Source organism: Actinomadura sp. NPDC049382 (genome assembly GCF_040677125.1).
In the GTDB taxonomy this organism is placed as follows: domain Bacteria; phylum Actinomycetota; class Actinomycetes; order Streptosporangiales; family Streptosporangiaceae; genus Spirillospora; species Spirillospora geliboluensis.
Genome location: NZ_JBFARO010000171.1, coordinates 1 through 15200 on the forward strand (window position 1 = coordinate 1; position 15200 = coordinate 15200).

Consider the following 15200-nt stretch of genomic DNA (forward strand, 5'->3'; position numbering starts at 1 on the left):
GGCCTCCGGGCGCTGGGCGCCCTCCGGCCGCCCGACCCGGGAGTGGTGGCTGGGGTTCGAGCCGTGCTGCGGTGCGGGTGCTCGGCTCGGCGGGTGAGGTTCGGTCAGATGTCGTCGGAGGGGGCGGGGACGGCGGCTTCGGGGGAGCGTTCGGCGATCGGGAGGATGATCGCGGACGGGTGGTCCGGGTCGTGGAAGACCTCCTGGTGCGCCCTGACCATGCGGGTCGCGGTGGTCGCCAGGGGTTCGCCGGTGCCCGGGTTGGCGGCGACCTTGGGGTGGGCGCCGCTCGTGACGTGCACGCGGACGCGGTGGCCGCGCGGGAAGCGGTGCCCGGTGGGCCACAGGTCGACGGCGATGCGGCGGACGCCGCCCGTCCCGACGGGCTTCTCGGCGATCGCGGGGAGCCGCAGGCCGCCCTCGCAGACGTTGCGGGACGTCCCGTCCGGCGCGACGTCGCAGAGCCGGACGACGAAGTCGGTGTGCTCGCGGTCGGAGCGGACGAACAGGTCGGCGCCGACCGGGCCGATCACGTCGAGGTCGGCGGTGAGGGCGGCGGAGGTGAACACCAGGACGTCCGGGCGCCGCTCCAGCGGCCGGTTGTCGACCGGGCGGGAGCTGCCGAGCAGGGTGGGCCCGCCGAGCGCGGGCGTGGGGTCGGCCGGGTCGAAGGTGTAGGTGCTCGGCGGGTGGTCCTGGGGGCCGTCCTCGCCGAGGCCGTGCCCGTTCGGCGGGCCGGCGTGCAGGTGCCAGCGGGCCTGCCGGGTGCCCGGCGGCGGCCAGTCGCCGTAGTGCCGCCACTCGCGGGCGCCGGTGATGTAGAGCCGGACGGGGTCGACGCGCAGCCCGGACGGGTCGCCCTGCAGGTGGGCGCGGAACCAGGCGAGCGACTCGCGGATGCCGGGCAGGCCGTGCCGGGCGTCGGTGTGCCACCAGGGCCCGATGGTCAGGTACGGGGTGTTCCCGGCGGCGCGCAGGGCGAGGTAGTCCTTGATCTGCCAGGGCAGGAACACGTCGTACCAGCCGCCGAGCAGGGTGACGGGCGCGGCGACCTGGCCGACGGTGCCGCTGAAGTCGCGGCGGTCCCAGTAGCGGCCGGGGGCGCCGTGGTTGGCGAGGAGGTCCTGGTAGAAGCGCATGGGCTGACCGCCCGCCAGGACGTCCAGCTCGGCGAGGGGGCGGCCGGAGCGGGCGGCGCGCAGGGCGCGGCGGCGGGCCGTCAGCGGCGCGGTCAGCATGCCGAGCCGCTGCTGCTGCCGGTGGGTGAGGTCGGTCCAGGTGAGCGTGGACTCCAGCGCGAACGACCCGCCGACGTAGGCGGCGTCCCGGAACGACGACGCCGTGATCTGCAGCGACATCGCCTTCAGCGCCGGGCCCGCCTCGGCGGCGATCGACCAGGCCGAGTAGCCGAGGTAGCTCGCGCCGTAGGTGGCGAACGAGCCGTGGAACCAGGGCTGCCGCTTCATCCACTCGACCGTGACCAGGCCGTCGTCGCGCTCGCTGCCGAGCGGGTCGAACTCGCCGCCGGACCCGGACGTCCCGCGCGCGCTCTGCACGACCAGCTGGAAGCCGAACGGGACGAACGGCAGACCGTTGGCGAGGGCGGCGGGCCCGCGCCGGCCGTAGGGCGTCCGCACCAGGATCGTGGGCGGACGCTCCACGCCCGTGGGGATGTAGCGGTCGGCGAGCAGCGTCACGCCGTCCGGCATGGTCACCGGAAGGTCGCGCTCGACGGTGTAAGGCAGCAGCCCGCGCGGATGCGGCAGCCGCAGGGAAGGGGAGGGCAGTCGGTCCCAGGGCGCCATGCTGCCTCCGTCCGCGGTCGGCTACTCCCAGGTAAGGTAACCGCGGACGGCGGCCGCAACCGTCAGGGGCCCGTGATGAACGCCCAGGGGTCGGGCGCGGCGGCGGCCGCGGCGCCCAGGTCGTCGGCCCAGGCGGTCTCGTTGCCGTACTCGTCCCGCCACGCCCCCAGCCGCAGCGTGACCTTGTGCAGCACGTGCTCCTCGGTGACGCCGAGCGCGCCGTGGACCTGGTGCGCGATCGCCGCGACCGCGCCCGCCGCGCGCGAGGCGTTGGCCTTGGCGGCGGCCACCGCGACCGGGTCGTCCGGGGTCCGGACGGCGGCGCGCACCGCGACGTCGGCGACCGTGGCCTCCCCGGCGAGTTCGGCGAGCATCTGCTGGACGGCCTGGAACCGCCCGACCGGCCGCCCGAACTGCTCGCGCTCGCCCGCGTACCGGACCGACAGGTCGAGCGCCCGCGCCATCGCCCCGGTCAGCTGCACCGCCCGCGCCAGCGCCCCGCGCCGCCGCAGCTCCGCCGCGTCCACCGGGCACGGCGCCACGGCCTCGGCCCGCACGCCGGACAGGACGACGTCGTCGCGGGGCTCGCCCGCGACGTTCACGCCCTCGGTGATCTCAGTGAGGGCCGGGTCGACGACCGCGACGACCCCGCCGGCCAGGACGACGAGGCGGTCCGCGTCGCGCGCCCAGGGGACCCGCCGCAGCGTCCCGCTCAGCGTCACGCCGTCCGCCACCGCGCCGGACGCCGCCGTCAGGACCCCGGCGGGGACCGCCAGGCCCGCCTCGGCCAGCAGCCGCCCGGCGAGCCAGCCCGTCTCGGCGAGCGGGACCGCGGCGGCGTGGTACCCGGCCGCGCGGAGCACGGCGGCGGCGTCGGCGAGGCCCCCGCCGCTGCCGCCCGCCTCCTCCGGCACCCCGACCAGCGCCAGCCCGGACTCCGCCAGCGCCGGCCACGGCCGGTCCCCGGCCAGGATCTCGTTCGCGGTCTCCTCCAGCAGCTCCATCAGCGCACTCCCAGGCCGCGCGCGACGATGCCGCGCAGGATCTCGTTGGTGCCGCCCCGCAGCGTGAACCCGGGCGCCTGGACGACCGACTCCGCGAGCGCGCGGGCCAGCGGGTCGGGGGAGGCGGGGTCGGGCTCCACGCCCGCGTGCTCCCGCACGGCCTCGATCACCTCGCGCTCGAACCGGGTCCCGAGGTCCTTCACCAGCGCGGCGGGGACGTCCGGGGTCAGCCCGGCGTCCAGCGCGCCCGCGACGCCCAGGGACGCCTGCCGCAGCGCCCACAGCCGCGCCGTCAGCCGGCCGAGGGTGCGGCGCGCCGCCGGCCCGTCCGCGCGGCCGTGCAGCAGCCGGACGAGCAGGAACGTGCTGAGCAGCCGCTCCGGGCCGCTGCGCTCGTAGGCCAGCTCCGCGGTGACCTGGCGCCAGCCGTCCCCGACGCGGCCGAGCACCATCGAGTCGGGGACGCGCACCCCGTCGAGCACGACCTCGTTGAAGTGGTGCTCGCCGGACAGCCCCCGGATCGGGCGGACCGCCACCCGCTCGTCCGGCAGCGGGACGATGAACTGCGTCAGCCCCGCGTGCCGGTCGTCGCCCCTCGGCGCGCTGCGGGCCAGGACGAGGATCGCGTGCGCGAGGTGGGCGCCGCTCGTCCACACCTTGGTGCCGTGCAGCCGCCACCCGTCCCCGTCCCGCTCGGCGCGGGTCCGGACGGACGCGAGGTCCGACCCGGAGTCGGGCTCGCTCATCCCGATCGCGAAGAAGCACTCGCCGCGCGCGATCGCCGGGAGGAACCGGTCCTTCTGCTCCTCGGTGCCGTGGGCGAGGATGCTCGGCCCGGTCTGCCGGTCGGCGATCCAGTGCGCGCCGACGGGCGCCCCGGCGGCGAGCAGCTCCTCGATGACCACGAACCGCTCCAGCGGGGAGCGGCCGTGCCCGCCGTACCGCTCCGGCAGCGTCATGCCGAGCCAGCCGCGCTCGCCGAGGCGCCGGCTGAACGCGGGGTCGGCGCCGGTGAGCCAGCTGTCGCAGCGGGCCGTGAACGGCGTCCCCGCGAGGAACTCCCGCACCTGCGCGCGCAGTTCGGCGGCCCGCGGCGGGAACGTTCCGGGATCCAGGTCGGACGGTCTGGCCACTGCGCCTCCTCGGTCTCAGGGCGACGTTACCGACGCGCTCGCGGACGCATGTCAGCGGGTCCTTACCGGGGATCGTTCTCGACCGGATGGGCGTTGTCTGGAATGGTGGCGTTCTCACAGCCCGTATCCAGGGGGAGTACACGACATGTGGCCGGGGTCGAACCTGCCGATGGGACCGCCGCCCGCGGGGCCGGGCCAGGCGGCCCCCTCATGGACCCCGCAGCGGCGCGCCGGGCCCGGCACCGGCTGGTACGCGCTGCCCATCGGCCTGGTCCTCGCCGCCGTGGTGGGCTTCTTCACCCCGGTGGCGTTCCTGTGGGACGACTCCAAGGTCGCGGAGGGGCCGGCGTCGGCCGGCGACCCGGCCACGGGAGTGGCGGTCCAGCTCTCCGAGGGGCACGGCTACTTCGTCTACGTCCGCACGGGCGGCTCCACGCCCTACGCGTGCTCCGTGCGGTCGGGCGGGCGGTCCGGGCCTATCAGGCTCACCCGGAAGAACTCCTGGAGCGCCTCCGACCGGGCCGGATACCGGTACACGGCCACCTTCGAGGCGCCGGTGACCGGGGGCGCGCTGCTCACCTGCCGGGGCACCGACGGCCCGGTCCTGGTGACGCCGGACGACACCGCGAACGCCTACCTGGGGCTCGCCCTGTTCGCGGCCCTCGGGGCGGGCGGGCTCGCCGTCCTCAGCTTCGTGGTGATCGCCTTCCGGCGGAGCGCCGCCCGCCGGTGACCCCGGGGCCCGGCCCGCCGGGTCAGGACGTGAGCTCGCGCTCCAGCGGGGTGCGGAAGCGGGGGACGGCGCGCACCTCGCCGTACCAGTCCGCCAGGCGGGCGGCCTCCCGCTCGATCGCCGCCTCCGCGTCGGCGCCGACGTCCTCCAGGACGCGGACCGCGATCTCGCCGTCCGCGCGCTGCGCCCAGCCGCCGACGATGCGGCCGTCCCACCAGACGGACGGGCCGATGTTGCCGTTGCGGTCGAACAGCGCGGGGCCGTGGCCGCCGAGGAACCAGCCGCGCTCCCGCCAGCCCATCGGCGTCGCGTCGAGCGCGGGCAGCAGCGCCGCCCACGGCTCCGGCCGCGCCGCGGGCTCCAGGTCGTCGGACAGGACGAGGCCGGTGCCGCCGTCGTCGAGCGCGACCTCGGTGACGTCCAGTGGCGCGAGGGCCTTCTTCACGTCGCCGGCGTTCCAGCCCGTCCACCACTTCAGGTCGGCGGCCGGGGCCGGGCCGAACGCGCGCAGCCAGCGGCGGACGAGCTCCGTGCGGGCCTCGGCGGCGGGGACCTCCGCGATGCCGCCGGGCAGCCATTCCTCGACGGGCGCCCAGCGGTACTGGCTGCTGATCCACGAGCCGTTCGGCCGCCCGCGCACGATGCGGCCCTCGCAGCCGAGCGTGACGAGGATCCAGGTGGTGACGCCCGTCGGCCGGGAGTAGGACTTGCCGGGCGCCGGGTCGACCTGCGTGCGCAGCGCCGGGACGTCGGCGCCGAGCTGGGCGCCGGTGGCCTCGCCGCGCGCCAGCAGCGCCTTGTGCGCGGCCTCCGCGGCCTCGGCGAAGAAGGACGGGACGTCCGCGATGTCGCTGCCGCGCTCGATGATCCGGGTGTAGGTGGCGCGCTGCTTGACGGCCAGCGCGTTCGCGGTGGACGCCTGCAGCACCGGCACCAGCTCGGTCGGCGCGACGAACATCGTCCGGCGCATGGCGAGCATCCGCAGCAGCGTGCGGTCGTCGTACAGGGCCCGCTCGACCGCGTCCGGACCGGCTCCGGCGCTGCGGGCCGCGACCGACAGGAACACCGTGGCCGGGTCGGTGGCGTGCAGGACCACCATGGACCGGGCGATGGCGAGCACGTCGTCGGTGCGGGCCTCGGGGGCGAGCCGGTGGCGGAGCGCGAGCCGGGCCCGCCGCTCGGCCGTCGTCATCGAACGCATGTGCGAAGCATAGCGGGGCTCAGCCGCTGTTGGAGATCTTCACCACGACCTTGTCCTGGGTGACCGACTGGACCGAGACGTTGAAGCCCTCGGCCTGCTCCCCGTCGCCGACCGGCACGGTCACCGTCTGGCCGGCGACCTTCAGGGTGACCATCTCGCCCTCCACCCTCACCAGTTCGGCCTTCACACCGAGGATGGACGCGCTGGCCTCCACTCCGCGGTCGAAGGTCACCGTGCAGGAGTCGACGCCACAGGAGGTGTCGCTGTTCTCCCCGCCGCACGCGGCGAGGGCGCCGAGCGGCAGGAGCGCGAACGGGAGTACGGCCAGCTTCCGCCGGAGGGGAAAGGAGGTCATGCGGCGAGTCTAGGCGCGATCCCGGCGGCCGCCGCCCTCCCGGAGGCGGATCCGCGCAGGACGAATGTGGTACCGCACGGTGACGCGACTGGATCCCCCGGCCGCCCCGTGCTTCGCTGGACGCGTGAGCACGGACAGTGACCCGCTCGCGGCCGCCGGGGCCGCGGAGGTCCCGCTCGTCGGCCCGGTCGTGTGCGCCGCGCTGCGGATCGAGGCGCGCGCGGTGCGGCGCGGGCTCACCCGGACGCCGGTCGTGGTCGTCGGCTACCGGGCCCGGCGCGCGGCCCGGCTGCCGGGCGCCTGCGCCGCCCTCGTCACCGTCGGCTTCGGCGGCGCGCTCGACGAGCGGCTGCGGCCGGGCGACGTCCTCGTCGCCGACGAGATCCGCGGGCCCGGCGGCACGGCGGCGCCGTGCAGCGCGCCCCGGCTGCTCGCGGAGGAGCTGATCCGCGACGGGCTGAGCGCGCAGGTCGGGCCGCTGGTCACCACCGACCACGTCGTCCGGGGGCGGGAGCGGGCCGTCCTGGCCGCGCAGGGCGCGCGCGCCGTCGACATGGAGTCGGCCCTCGTCGCCGAGCGGGCCGGCGGGCTGCCGGTCGCCGCGCTCCGCGTCGTCGTGGACGGCCCCCGGCACCCGCTGTGGCATCCGGGCACGATCGGCCGCGGGCTGGCCGCACGGCGCGTCCTGGCCCGCACCGGGCCCGCGCTGGAGCGCTGGAGCGTCCTGCTGGTCCGCGGCGAGGACGGCCCCGCCGGGGCGTGAGCGGCCGGCAGGAGGAGGCCGAGGGGTGGCTCAGCCGTGCCCGCCCTCGTGCCCGCCCTCCTGCCCGGAGCCGTGGTGGTCGCCCTGGACGATCTTGCCGCCGAGGTCCTTGCGGAGCGACTCCAGCGTCGGCTTCTGGCTGACCGCCACCCAGCGCGCCCCGACCAGGTACCAGCCGCCCCACGGCTTGGCCTCCTCCAGCCAGGAGTGCATGCCCGCGTCGGTGGTGAAGCTGACCAGCACGTAGCGTCCCAGCGAGGTCTTGCAGTTCCCCTGCTCCAGGTCCTTGACCTTGCGCTGACCGGTCACCTGGCAGTCCGTCTGCTTCGCGAGCTCCGCCAGGCTGGCGGGCTTCGCGGCCTTCTCACCGGACGAGGCGCCGGACTTCGCCGAGCAGCCCGCCGCGAGCGGCAGCGCCAGCGCGGCGGCGCACAGCAGCGCCGCTCGTGTCCGCGGTGCGCGCGCGAGAGACGCGTTCGGGCGCGGTGTGATCGGGCGGGGGTGGTGTCGGGGACCCATCGCCATTCCTCTCCGGGGTGAGATGCGCGATTCGAGGGAGCAATACGCGCACCGCCCCGGCGGGGTTCACCGGCCGCCCGGAGCGGCCCCCGGCGGCGGGCCGGCCCTCAGGGCCTCAGGTCATCAGGCGGGCGCCCGCCGCGGCGCGGACGCCGGGGTCCTCGGCGCCGTCCTGGTGCAGCCGCCGCAGCCGCAGCCCCGTCTCGCGGGTGAGCGGCGCGGACCGGGCGGCCTCGGCGCGGACGCCGTCCTCGCAGTCCCACAGCCCCTCGACGGTGTAGGACTCGGCCGTGTGCGGGGCGGTTCTCGTCAACGCGGTCAGGATGCGGGGTCTCAGATAGGCGTAGGTCGACTCGGTCCAAGCGGTCTTCAGCAGTGGGACGGCCTCGCCGGCGCGCAGCCGCCCCAGCCCCTCGATGGGGCCCGCGGCGCCGCCCCACTCCCGCCGGGCGACGGCCCCCCGCAGCTCCTCCATGAGCAGCGGGATGTCCTGCCGGGTGCCGTATCTGGCGAGGATGCGCAGCCCCATGTCGGCGCAGCCGCCGCGCTCGGCGGCCCACGCCCGCGCCCGCGGCAGCGTCTCCGGGCCGTACTCGCGCAGCGCCCGGCACACCGCGCCGCCGTACCGGCTCGGCCGCTGCGGCAGCAGCTCCTCGGCGAGGTCGAGCAGCGCCGGCGTCCGCCGCCGCCCCAGCTCGAAGATCGCCGCGATGGCGCCCTCGCCGCGCCGCCGGGCGAGGTCCAGCAGCTCGGCGTCGCTCTGCGCGTCCCGGCCGGGCGCCGCGGCCATCGCGCGGCGCGCCGCGCGGCCCGCCGCCCGCTGCCGCTCCAGCGCCGCGGCCACCCGCGGCTGCCGCGCCGCCCACGCCTCGATCACCGGGTTGCGCCCGGCGGGTATCAGCAGCTCCAGGTCGGCGTCGTCGCAGCGCGCCGCCACCAGCTCGTCCAAACCGATCGTCAGCGCCGGGTCCTCGAGGTCGATCAGCTCCACCACCGCGTCGAACCACTGCGCGCCCTCCTCGGCGTACCGGCGCAGCGGCGCCGCCGCCTCGCGCCGGCTCAGCCGCACCAGGTCCGCGAGGACGCCGAGCGCGAGGTCCACCCGCCACTCGTCGGGGTCGGTGTGGTCGGACGGGTCGAACAGGTGCTCCGCCACCGGCCCCGTCGGCAACTCCAGATCCACCATCAACCGGGCGTAGTACAGCCGCCGCGATTCGCACTGGCGGTCCCAGCGCGGATCCAGCCGGACGCAGGCGTACACGTACTCGCCCGCGCCTGGCCTGTCCGCCGCGCGCCGCGCGGCCCTTCCGAGCCCCCGCTGCAGCTGACCGTGCAGCGTGCTCGCCGATTCCAACACGACCTCGTTGCTCACCCCGTCAGAATGCGCACTGGACCAGATAACGGGCAAGTGCTTTACCCCAGGTCTGTCCCGTCCTCATAGCGACCGCTGCGCGATCCAGGAGGCGTGCAGGTCGGCGTAGACGCCCGGACGCGCCACCAGCTCGGCGTGCGGGCCGCGCTGGACGATCCGCCCGGCCTCGAAGACGATCACCTCGTCGGCCGCCTCGGCGGTGGACAGCCGGTGCGCGATGGCGATCGCCGTCCGGCCGCGGGTGACGCCGTCCAGGGCCCGCTGGATGCGGACCTCCGTCGCCGGGTCGACCGCCGAGGTCGCCTCGTCCAGCACGAGCAGGTCCGGGTCGGCGATGTAGGCGCGGGCCAGCGCGACGAGCTGCCGCTCGCCGGCCGACAGCGACTCGCCGCGCTGCCCGACCGGGGTGTCCAGGCCCCGCGGCAGGCCGTCCAGCCAGTCGGCGAGGCCGAGTTCGGTGAGCGCGAGGACGAGCTCCTCGTCAGAGGCGTCCGGGCGCCCGTACCGGATGTTGTCGCCGAGGGAGGCGTCGAACAGGAACCCGTCCTGCGGCACCATGACGATCCGCTCGCGCAGCGACGAGAACCGGACCCGGTCCAGCGGCACGCCGTCCACCAGGATCCGGCCCGAGACCGGGTCCATGAGCCGGGTGAGGAGCTTGGCGAACGTCGTCTTGCCGGAGCCCGTCTGCCCGACGATCGCGATCCGGCTGCGCGGCGCGATCTCGGCGTCCACGCCGAGCAGCACGGGCGGGCCGCCCGGGTAGGCGAACCCGACCGACTCGAACCGCACCTCGATCGGGCCGCGCGGCAGCGTCTCGCCCGCGTCGCCCGGGTCGGCGACGTCCGGGGCGGTGTCCAGCACGCCGAGGACCCGCCGCCAGCCCGCGATCGCGTTCTGCGCCTCGTTCAGCACCTCGGTGGCCGTCTGCATCGGGCTGACGAACAGCGTCACCAGGAACAGGAACGCGATCAGCTTGCCGGCCGACACCTCGCCGGCGATGCCGAGCAGCGTCCCGGCGATGACGACCGCGGCGGTCGCCAGGGCGGCGACCAGCTCGCTGACCGGGAAGGTCAGCGCGACCATCGCCTGCGCGCGGGTCTGCGCCGACCGGTAGGACTCCACGGTCTCGTCCACCCGTCGGCCGGTGCGCTCCTCCGCCGCGTACGCGCGGATCACCGGGGCGCCCACGACCGACTCGCCGACCGCGGCCAGCAGGTCGCCCATCCGCTCCCGGACCCGGAAGTAGGCCCCCGACAGGATCCGCTGGAAGCGGCGCAGCGCGAACGCCAGCGGCAGGAAAGCGACCCACACCAGCAGCGCCAGCTGCCAGGAGTAGACCAGCATCAGCACGCTCGCCACGAGCAGCTGCCCGATCGAGACGATGAACATCAGCCCGCCGGACTGCATGAACTGGCTGATCTGGTCGACGTCGCTCGTCACCCGCGACACGAGCGCGCCCCGCCGCTCCCCGCTCTGGGTGAGCATCGACAGGTCGTGGACGTGCCGGAACGCCTTCACCCGCAGCCCCGCCAGGCCGCCCTCGGAGGTCTTGTAGAGCCGCACGTTCATCAGATACGCGCACACCGCCGTCACCAGCACGGCCGCCGCGCACAGCAGCACCGCCGTCCGGATGAAGGCGATGTCGGGGCCGTCCGGCCGCCCGATGCCCTTGTCGATCGTCTGCTGGACGGCGATGGGCACGACCACCCGCCCCGCCGTCGACACCAGCGCGAGCAGCAGCGTGCCCGCGAGGCCCGCGCGGAACTCCGGGCTCAGCCGCAGCCCCCGCTTGAGCGTGCTGATCGCGCCCTCGGTGGCCGCCGAGCCGTCAAGGACCGTCATGCCAGTGCCTCCTCGCCGCCCTCGACGGCCTCCTGCTCGGCTTCCTGCTCGGCCTCGGCCCGCTCGTAGGCGTTCACGAGGTCGGCGTAACCCGCCGAGCTCTCCAGCAACTCGGCGTGGGCGCCGCGCGCGACGACGCGCCCGTGCTCCATGTAGACGACCTCGTCGGCCAGCGCGATCGTCGCCTTGCGGTAGGCGACGACCACGACGGTCGCGCCGCCCGCCTCGCCCGACTGCGCCTCCCGCAGGCTCTGCAGGATGCGGGCCTCCACCTGCGGGTCGACGCTGGAGGTCGCGTCGTCCAGGACGAGCAGCCGGGGCCGCCGCACCAGCGCGCGCGCCAGCGCGAGCCGCTGCCGCTGCCCGCCGGACAGCGTCGCCCCGCGCTCGCCCACCTTCGTGTCGAGCCCGTCGGCGAGGGCCGCGACGAACCCCTCGGCCTGCGCGAGGCGCAGCGCCTCCCAGACCCGCTCGTCGGGGACGTCGAGGCCGAGCGTCACGTTGCCGCGCACGGTGTCGTCGAACAGGAACGTCTGCTGCGGGACGAGCGCCGCCGTCGCCGCGACCCCGCCGCGCCGCACGTCGCGCAGGTCGACGCCGTCCAGCAGGACCGAGCCGTCGGCCGGGTCGACCAGCCGCACCAGCAGCGAGGTCAGCGTCGACTTGCCGGAGCCCGTCGGGCCGACCACCGCGATCGTCCGGCCCGGGGACGCGGCGAACGACACGTCGTGCAGGATGTGCCGCCCTGAGCCGTCGCCGTCGCCGTCCGCCTCGTAGGCGAAGCGGACCTCGCGGACCTCAAGGTCGGTCGCCTTGCCGCCGTCGCCGTCCAGCGCGTCCTCCCCGAACGGAAGGGAGCCGGTCGCGTCCAGCACGTGGCGGACCCGCTCCCAGCCGACGACGCTGCGCGGCACCTCCCCGAGCACCCAGCCGAGCGCCCGGATCGGCCACGACAGCAGCGTGAACAGGTAGGCGGCGTTCACCAGGTCGCCCGGCGACATCGCGTCGGCCTGGAGCCGCATGGACCCGATCAGCAGCACGGCGAGGACGCCGAGGTTCGGCAGCGCCTCCAGCACCGGGTCGAACAGGCCGCGGATCCGGCCCACCGCGATGTTGGCGTCGCGCAGCTCCTCCGCCCGCTCCCGGAACCGCGCGGTCTCGGCCGCCTCCCGGCCGAGGGTCTTGACGACCAGGCCGCCCTCGAAGCTCTCGTGCGCCACCTCGCTGACCTCCGCGCGCAGCTGCTGCGCGCGGGTCGCGACCGGCGACAGCCGCCGCTGGTACAGCACGTTGATCAGCGCGACGGCGGGGAAGACCAGGAAGCCGACCGCCGCCACCACCACGTCCGTCACCAGGATCGACACCGCGGCGATCAGCAGCATGAACACCACGCCCACCGCCATCGGCAGCGGCGCGATCGGCGCCCACACCGCCTCGACGTCGGCGTTGGCGTTCGACAGCAGCTGCCCGGTCGGGTGCCGGTGGTGCCAGGCCAGCGGCAGCCGCAGGTACTGCCGCGTCACCGCGCGGCGGTAGGACGCCTGCATCCGGTACTGCATGAGGCCGGCGTAGAAGCGGCGGCCGGCGACGCCGAGCGCCTTCAGCAGCGCCACCGCCATGATCAGCGCGGCGGCGCCGGCCAGCGCCCCGGCGGTCGTGCGCCCCGACGCGAACGCCGGCAGCACGACGTGCTCGGTCGCCCAGCCCAGCACCCGCGCCGTCGCCACCGTCATCGCCGCGTAGAGGGCGCTGGCGACCACCGACGCCGTGAAGACGCGGGGCTCGGCCTTGACCGCGACCCACAGCACGCCCATGCCCTCCCTGAGCACGTGTGGGCTGACGCGTCTGGACGCAGGTGGCACGGCGACTCCTCGATCACGGCGGCGCCCGGGACATGCCCCGGCGGCCGGGGCGCGGGGATCTTCGGGCCTGCACATGCCTACCATCCGGCCGCGGTGCTTATTCCCGGCCGGCCCCGCACCGCCTACGATCAAGGGATGAGCGCATCCGAGGGCCGCCCGGCCGGCGGCGGCCCCGCCGGTCCCGGCCCGGCCGGGCCCGTCCGGCGCGAGCGCCTGCTGCTGGCCGACGCGCTGGCCGAGGCCGGGCCCGACGCCGCCACCAAGTGCGCGGGCTGGACGGCCCGCGACCTGGCCGCCCATCTGGTCGTCCGTGAGGACCGGCCGGACGCCGCCCCCGGAATACTGCTGCCGCCGCTGGCCTTCTACACCGAGCGCGTCCGGCGCCGCACCGCGCGCGCCGTCCCGTTCGACCGGCTGGTGGAACGCTTTCGGGACGGACCGGCGAAGTTCTCCCCGTACGCGCTTCCCGGAGTCGACAAAAACGCGAACGGTGTCGAGTTCTTTGTGCACCATGAGGACGTCCTGCGCGCGCGTCCCGACTGGGAGCCCCGGGAGATCTCGCCGGAACTCGAGGAAGTGCTCTGGCGACGGATAAAAATTGCCCGCTTTGTCCTAAGAAAAGTTCAGGTCGAGGTAACGCTGGTGCAACCCGACGGCCGCCGCCTGCGCGTGCCCGGACGGGGCCGCGACGCCCGCGGCGCCGTCCGCGTGCACGGCCCCGTGGGCGAACTCGTCCTCTGGGCGCTGGGCCGCAGAGACGTCGCGGACGTCCGCCTCACCGGGGCCACGGACGCTGTCAAGAGCCTGACCGAGACCGGTTGGAGTCTTTAACGGGCAGGTAACGGCAGGGTTCGCCGAGAGGAGAATCGCGTGCCATGCGGCTCCTCCGCTTTACGCGGAACCGGTGATACTGTGGGGCGGTCGGTTGCAGTCGTGGTTCTCGATCGTGAAGACGCCCGCGGACTGATGGCAGCGGGCGTTTTGGCTTTTCCGGGACCGTACCGGGGGCGAGAGCGTTCCGCAGCGACCGCACGGGCCCGCGAGGTGTGGGCCCAGGTTTTGCCGCAAGGAGAAAGACATGCCCCAGCAGGGCACCGTGAAGTGGTTCAACGCCGAGAAGGGCTTCGGGTTCATCGCCGTCGACGGCGGCGGGCCGGACGTCTTCGTGCACTACTCGGCCATCCAGTCCTCCGGATACCGCACGCTGGACGAGAACCAGCGCGTCCAGTTCGAGGTGACGCAGGGTAACCGGGGTCCGCAGGCCGACCAGGTCGTCCCCCTGTAACACCCGTAGTCGTACGTCGGGGCCCGTTCCCTCCGCCAGGGGAGCGGGCCCTTTCGTGTGCGCGCGGGGAGCCGAGGGGGACCGGCGGCCGAGGTCGGCGGCCGGTAGCGCTGCAATAAACTCTCGGTCATGTCCCCACGAGCGTCCAGCGACCTGGACCCGAAGATCGCCGCGCGGCTGAAGCGCGACCCGAACGGCCTCGTGCCCGCCATCGCCCAGCAGTACGACACCGGCGAGGTGCTCATGCTCGGCTGGATGGACGACGAGGCCCTGCACCGCACCCTCACCACCGGCCGCTGCACCTACTGGTCGCGCAGCCGGCAGGAGTACTGGGTGAAGGGCGAGACCTCCGGGCACCAGCAGTGGGTCAAGTCCGTCGCGCTCGACTGCGACGCCGACGCCGTCCTGGTGAAGGTCGACCAGGTCGGCGCCGCCTGCCACACCGGCGACCGCACCTGCTGGGACGCCGACGTCCTTCCCGCCGTGGTCGGGGAGCGCCCTGACGGGGCGTCATGACGCCCGGGCGTGAACGCGGACTGACGGCGCTGCTGTGCGCCGCCGGCGCGGGTCTCGCCCTGCTCGCCGCCGGGCGAACCTGGGCCACCGTCAAGGCCGAGCACGCCATCACCCCCTTCACCCAGACGCTCACCGGCGGCGACCTCGGCGGCGCGGCGGGCGCGCTGGGCTGGGCCGGTCTCGCCGGCCTCGCCGCCCTGTTCGCCACGCGCGGCCGTGTGCGCGCGGGCGTCGGCGTCCTCATCGCCCTGTTCGGGGCGGGGATCGCCTACGCCTCGGCCGCCGCCGTCCAGCGGTCGAACGTGCTGTCCGCCGCCGGCGACAAGAGCGCCCTGCTGAACCTCGGCGCCGACCCCGTCCTGGACGTGAACCTCTGGTGGATGGCCTCGGTCACCGGGGGCGTGCTGCTCGCCGTCGCCGGCCTGGTCACGGCCGTGCGCGGCGCCCGCTGGCCCGCCATGTCGTCCCGCTACGAGCGCGCCGGGACGCCCGGCCCCGCCGCGAAGGGCGCCGCCTCGGCGGACGACCCCACCGCGATGTGGCGCTCCCTCGACCGCGGCGAGGACCCGACCGCCCGCCGGAACGGCCGGCCGTGACCGCCGACGGGGGCGGGCTCGTGCTCGTCGTCGAGCACGACCCCGCCGTCGCCGAACTGCAGCGCCGCTACCTCGCCCGGGAGGGCTTCGCCGTCGAGATCGAGCCCGACCCGGGGTCCAGCAGACGCTCTTCCAGATGGGGCGGAGCGTCCTGGACGGCCAGGACGGCCTCTGCGAGATCAGGCTGTCACTGCCCAACAAGCACCACTTC

The 15200-nt window shown here is 75.4% G+C and carries 15 protein-coding genes and 1 pseudogene; 7 read left to right on the forward strand and 9 right to left on the reverse strand.

The window, feature by feature from the left end; all coding sequences use genetic code 11:
- Nucleotides 1-104 precede the first annotated feature (104 nt).
- From AB0K34_RS42865 to AB0K34_RS42875, 3 genes are all read right to left on the reverse strand, one after another.
- Nucleotides 105-1805 (reverse strand): CocE/NonD family hydrolase, encoded by a 1701-nt coding sequence (locus AB0K34_RS42865; RefSeq protein WP_364554359.1) that lies wholly within the window; start codon nt 1803-1805, stop codon nt 105-107.
- A 62-nt stretch (nt 1806-1867) separates the two neighbouring features.
- Nucleotides 1868-2809, reverse strand: a complete 942-nt coding sequence (locus AB0K34_RS42870) for an acyl-CoA dehydrogenase (RefSeq protein WP_364554360.1) — start codon at nt 2807-2809, stop codon at nt 1868-1870.
- Entirely contained in the window at nt 2809-3942 is a 1134-nt protein-coding gene (locus AB0K34_RS42875; protein ID WP_301178092.1) for an acyl-CoA dehydrogenase family protein, read from the reverse strand. Before AB0K34_RS42875 ends, AB0K34_RS42870 begins: the two co-directional genes overlap by 1 nt.
- Nucleotides 3943-4087: 145 nt before the next feature.
- Here AB0K34_RS42875 and AB0K34_RS42880 point away from each other — a divergent pair, with 145 nt between their 5' ends.
- Nucleotides 4088-4675 carry a hypothetical protein gene (locus AB0K34_RS42880; protein WP_364554361.1) on the forward strand — a complete coding sequence of 196 codons (588 nt, stop codon included), beginning with the start codon at nt 4088-4090 and terminating at the stop codon, nt 4673-4675.
- 22 nt (nt 4676-4697) lie between these two features.
- Here AB0K34_RS42880 and AB0K34_RS42885 read toward each other — a convergent pair whose 3' ends face one another.
- Entirely contained in the window at nt 4698-5876 is a 1179-nt protein-coding gene (locus AB0K34_RS42885; protein ID WP_364554362.1) for a winged helix DNA-binding domain-containing protein, read from the reverse strand.
- A gap of 19 nt (nt 5877-5895) precedes the next feature.
- Nucleotides 5896-6231: a hypothetical protein gene (locus tag AB0K34_RS42890; protein ID WP_301178089.1), complete on the reverse strand. Its 336-nt coding sequence runs from the start codon at nt 6229-6231 to the stop codon at nt 5896-5898.
- Between the two features lie 124 nt (nt 6232-6355).
- Between AB0K34_RS42890 and AB0K34_RS42895 the strand changes: the two genes are divergently transcribed.
- Nucleotides 6356-6994 (forward strand): hypothetical protein, encoded by a 639-nt coding sequence (locus AB0K34_RS42895; RefSeq protein WP_364554363.1) that lies wholly within the window; start codon nt 6356-6358, stop codon nt 6992-6994.
- A gap of 30 nt (nt 6995-7024) precedes the next feature.
- Here AB0K34_RS42895 and AB0K34_RS42900 read toward each other — a convergent pair whose 3' ends face one another.
- The 4 genes from AB0K34_RS42900 to AB0K34_RS42915 form a co-directional block, all read right to left on the reverse strand.
- Entirely contained in the window at nt 7025-7513 is a 489-nt protein-coding gene (locus tag AB0K34_RS42900) for a hypothetical protein (protein ID WP_301178087.1), read from the reverse strand.
- A gap of 115 nt (nt 7514-7628) precedes the next feature.
- The gene (locus AB0K34_RS42905) at nt 7629-8885 is read right to left on the reverse strand and encodes a hypothetical protein (RefSeq protein ID WP_240808438.1); all 1257 of its coding nucleotides are present in this window, start codon (nt 8883-8885) and stop codon (nt 7629-7631) included.
- A 63-nt stretch (nt 8886-8948) separates the two neighbouring features.
- The gene (locus AB0K34_RS42910; RefSeq protein WP_301178131.1) at nt 8949-10730 is read right to left on the reverse strand and encodes an ABC transporter ATP-binding protein; all 1782 of its coding nucleotides are present in this window, start codon (nt 10728-10730) and stop codon (nt 8949-8951) included.
- A complete protein-coding gene (locus tag AB0K34_RS42915) occupies nt 10727-12544 on the reverse strand; it encodes an ABC transporter ATP-binding protein (protein WP_364554364.1) in 1818 nt (605 codons plus the stop codon). The genes AB0K34_RS42910 and AB0K34_RS42915 overlap by 4 nt, the downstream gene beginning before the upstream one ends.
- A 183-nt stretch (nt 12545-12727) precedes the next feature.
- Here AB0K34_RS42915 and AB0K34_RS42920 point away from each other — a divergent pair, with 183 nt between their 5' ends.
- The 5 genes and pseudogenes from AB0K34_RS42920 to AB0K34_RS42940 form a co-directional block, all read left to right on the forward strand.
- The gene (locus tag AB0K34_RS42920) at nt 12728-13423 is read left to right on the forward strand and encodes a TIGR03085 family metal-binding protein (protein ID WP_301178133.1); all 696 of its coding nucleotides are present in this window, start codon (nt 12728-12730) and stop codon (nt 13421-13423) included.
- 247 nt (nt 13424-13670) lie between these two features.
- A complete protein-coding gene (locus AB0K34_RS42925) occupies nt 13671-13877 on the forward strand; it encodes a cold-shock protein (RefSeq protein WP_018657218.1) in 207 nt (68 codons plus the stop codon).
- A 129-nt stretch (nt 13878-14006) separates the two neighbouring features.
- A complete protein-coding gene (gene hisI, locus AB0K34_RS42930) occupies nt 14007-14393 on the forward strand; it encodes a phosphoribosyl-AMP cyclohydrolase (RefSeq protein WP_138640664.1) in 387 nt (128 codons plus the stop codon).
- A complete protein-coding gene (locus AB0K34_RS42935) occupies nt 14390-14989 on the forward strand; it encodes a Trp biosynthesis-associated membrane protein (protein ID WP_138640665.1) in 600 nt (199 codons plus the stop codon). Before hisI ends, AB0K34_RS42935 begins: the two co-directional genes overlap by 4 nt.
- Nucleotides 14986-15200 (forward strand): annotated as a pseudogene (locus tag AB0K34_RS42940) (hypothetical protein); the annotation flags it as partial. The gene AB0K34_RS42935 and the pseudogene AB0K34_RS42940, both read left to right, overlap by 4 nt.

Bases quoted from the DNA above. Each gene is read 5' to 3' on its own strand.
- AB0K34_RS42925 (WP_018657218.1), top strand. From the start codon at position 13,671: ATGCCCCAGCAGGGCACCGTGAAGTGGTTCAACGCCGAGAAGGGCTTC.
- AB0K34_RS42920 (WP_301178133.1), top strand. From the start codon at position 12,728: ATGAGCGCATCCGAGGGCCGCCCGGCCGGCGGCGGCCCCGCCGGTCCC.
- AB0K34_RS42885 (WP_364554362.1), bottom strand. From the start codon at position 5,876: ATGCGTTCGATGACGACGGCCGAGCGGCGGGCCCGGCTCGCGCTCCGC.
- AB0K34_RS42880 (WP_364554361.1), top strand. From the start codon at position 4,088: ATGTGGCCGGGGTCGAACCTGCCGATGGGACCGCCGCCCGCGGGGCCG.
- AB0K34_RS42870 (WP_364554360.1), bottom strand. From the start codon at position 2,809: ATGGAGCTGCTGGAGGAGACCGCGAACGAGATCCTGGCCGGGGACCGG.
- AB0K34_RS42890 (WP_301178089.1), bottom strand. From the start codon at position 6,231: ATGACCTCCTTTCCCCTCCGGCGGAAGCTGGCCGTACTCCCGTTCGCG.
- AB0K34_RS42915 (WP_364554364.1), bottom strand. From the start codon at position 12,544: ATGGGCGTGCTGTGGGTCGCGGTCAAGGCCGAGCCCCGCGTCTTCACG.
- hisI (WP_138640664.1), top strand. From the start codon at position 14,007: ATGTCCCCACGAGCGTCCAGCGACCTGGACCCGAAGATCGCCGCGCGG.
- AB0K34_RS42910 (WP_301178131.1), bottom strand. From the start codon at position 10,730: ATGACGGTCCTTGACGGCTCGGCGGCCACCGAGGGCGCGATCAGCACG.
- AB0K34_RS42900 (WP_301178087.1), bottom strand. From the start codon at position 7,513: ATGGGTCCCCGACACCACCCCCGCCCGATCACACCGCGCCCGAACGCG.
- AB0K34_RS42935 (WP_138640665.1), top strand. From the start codon at position 14,390: ATGACGCCCGGGCGTGAACGCGGACTGACGGCGCTGCTGTGCGCCGCC.
- AB0K34_RS42865 (WP_364554359.1), bottom strand. From the start codon at position 1,805: ATGGCGCCCTGGGACCGACTGCCCTCCCCTTCCCTGCGGCTGCCGCAT.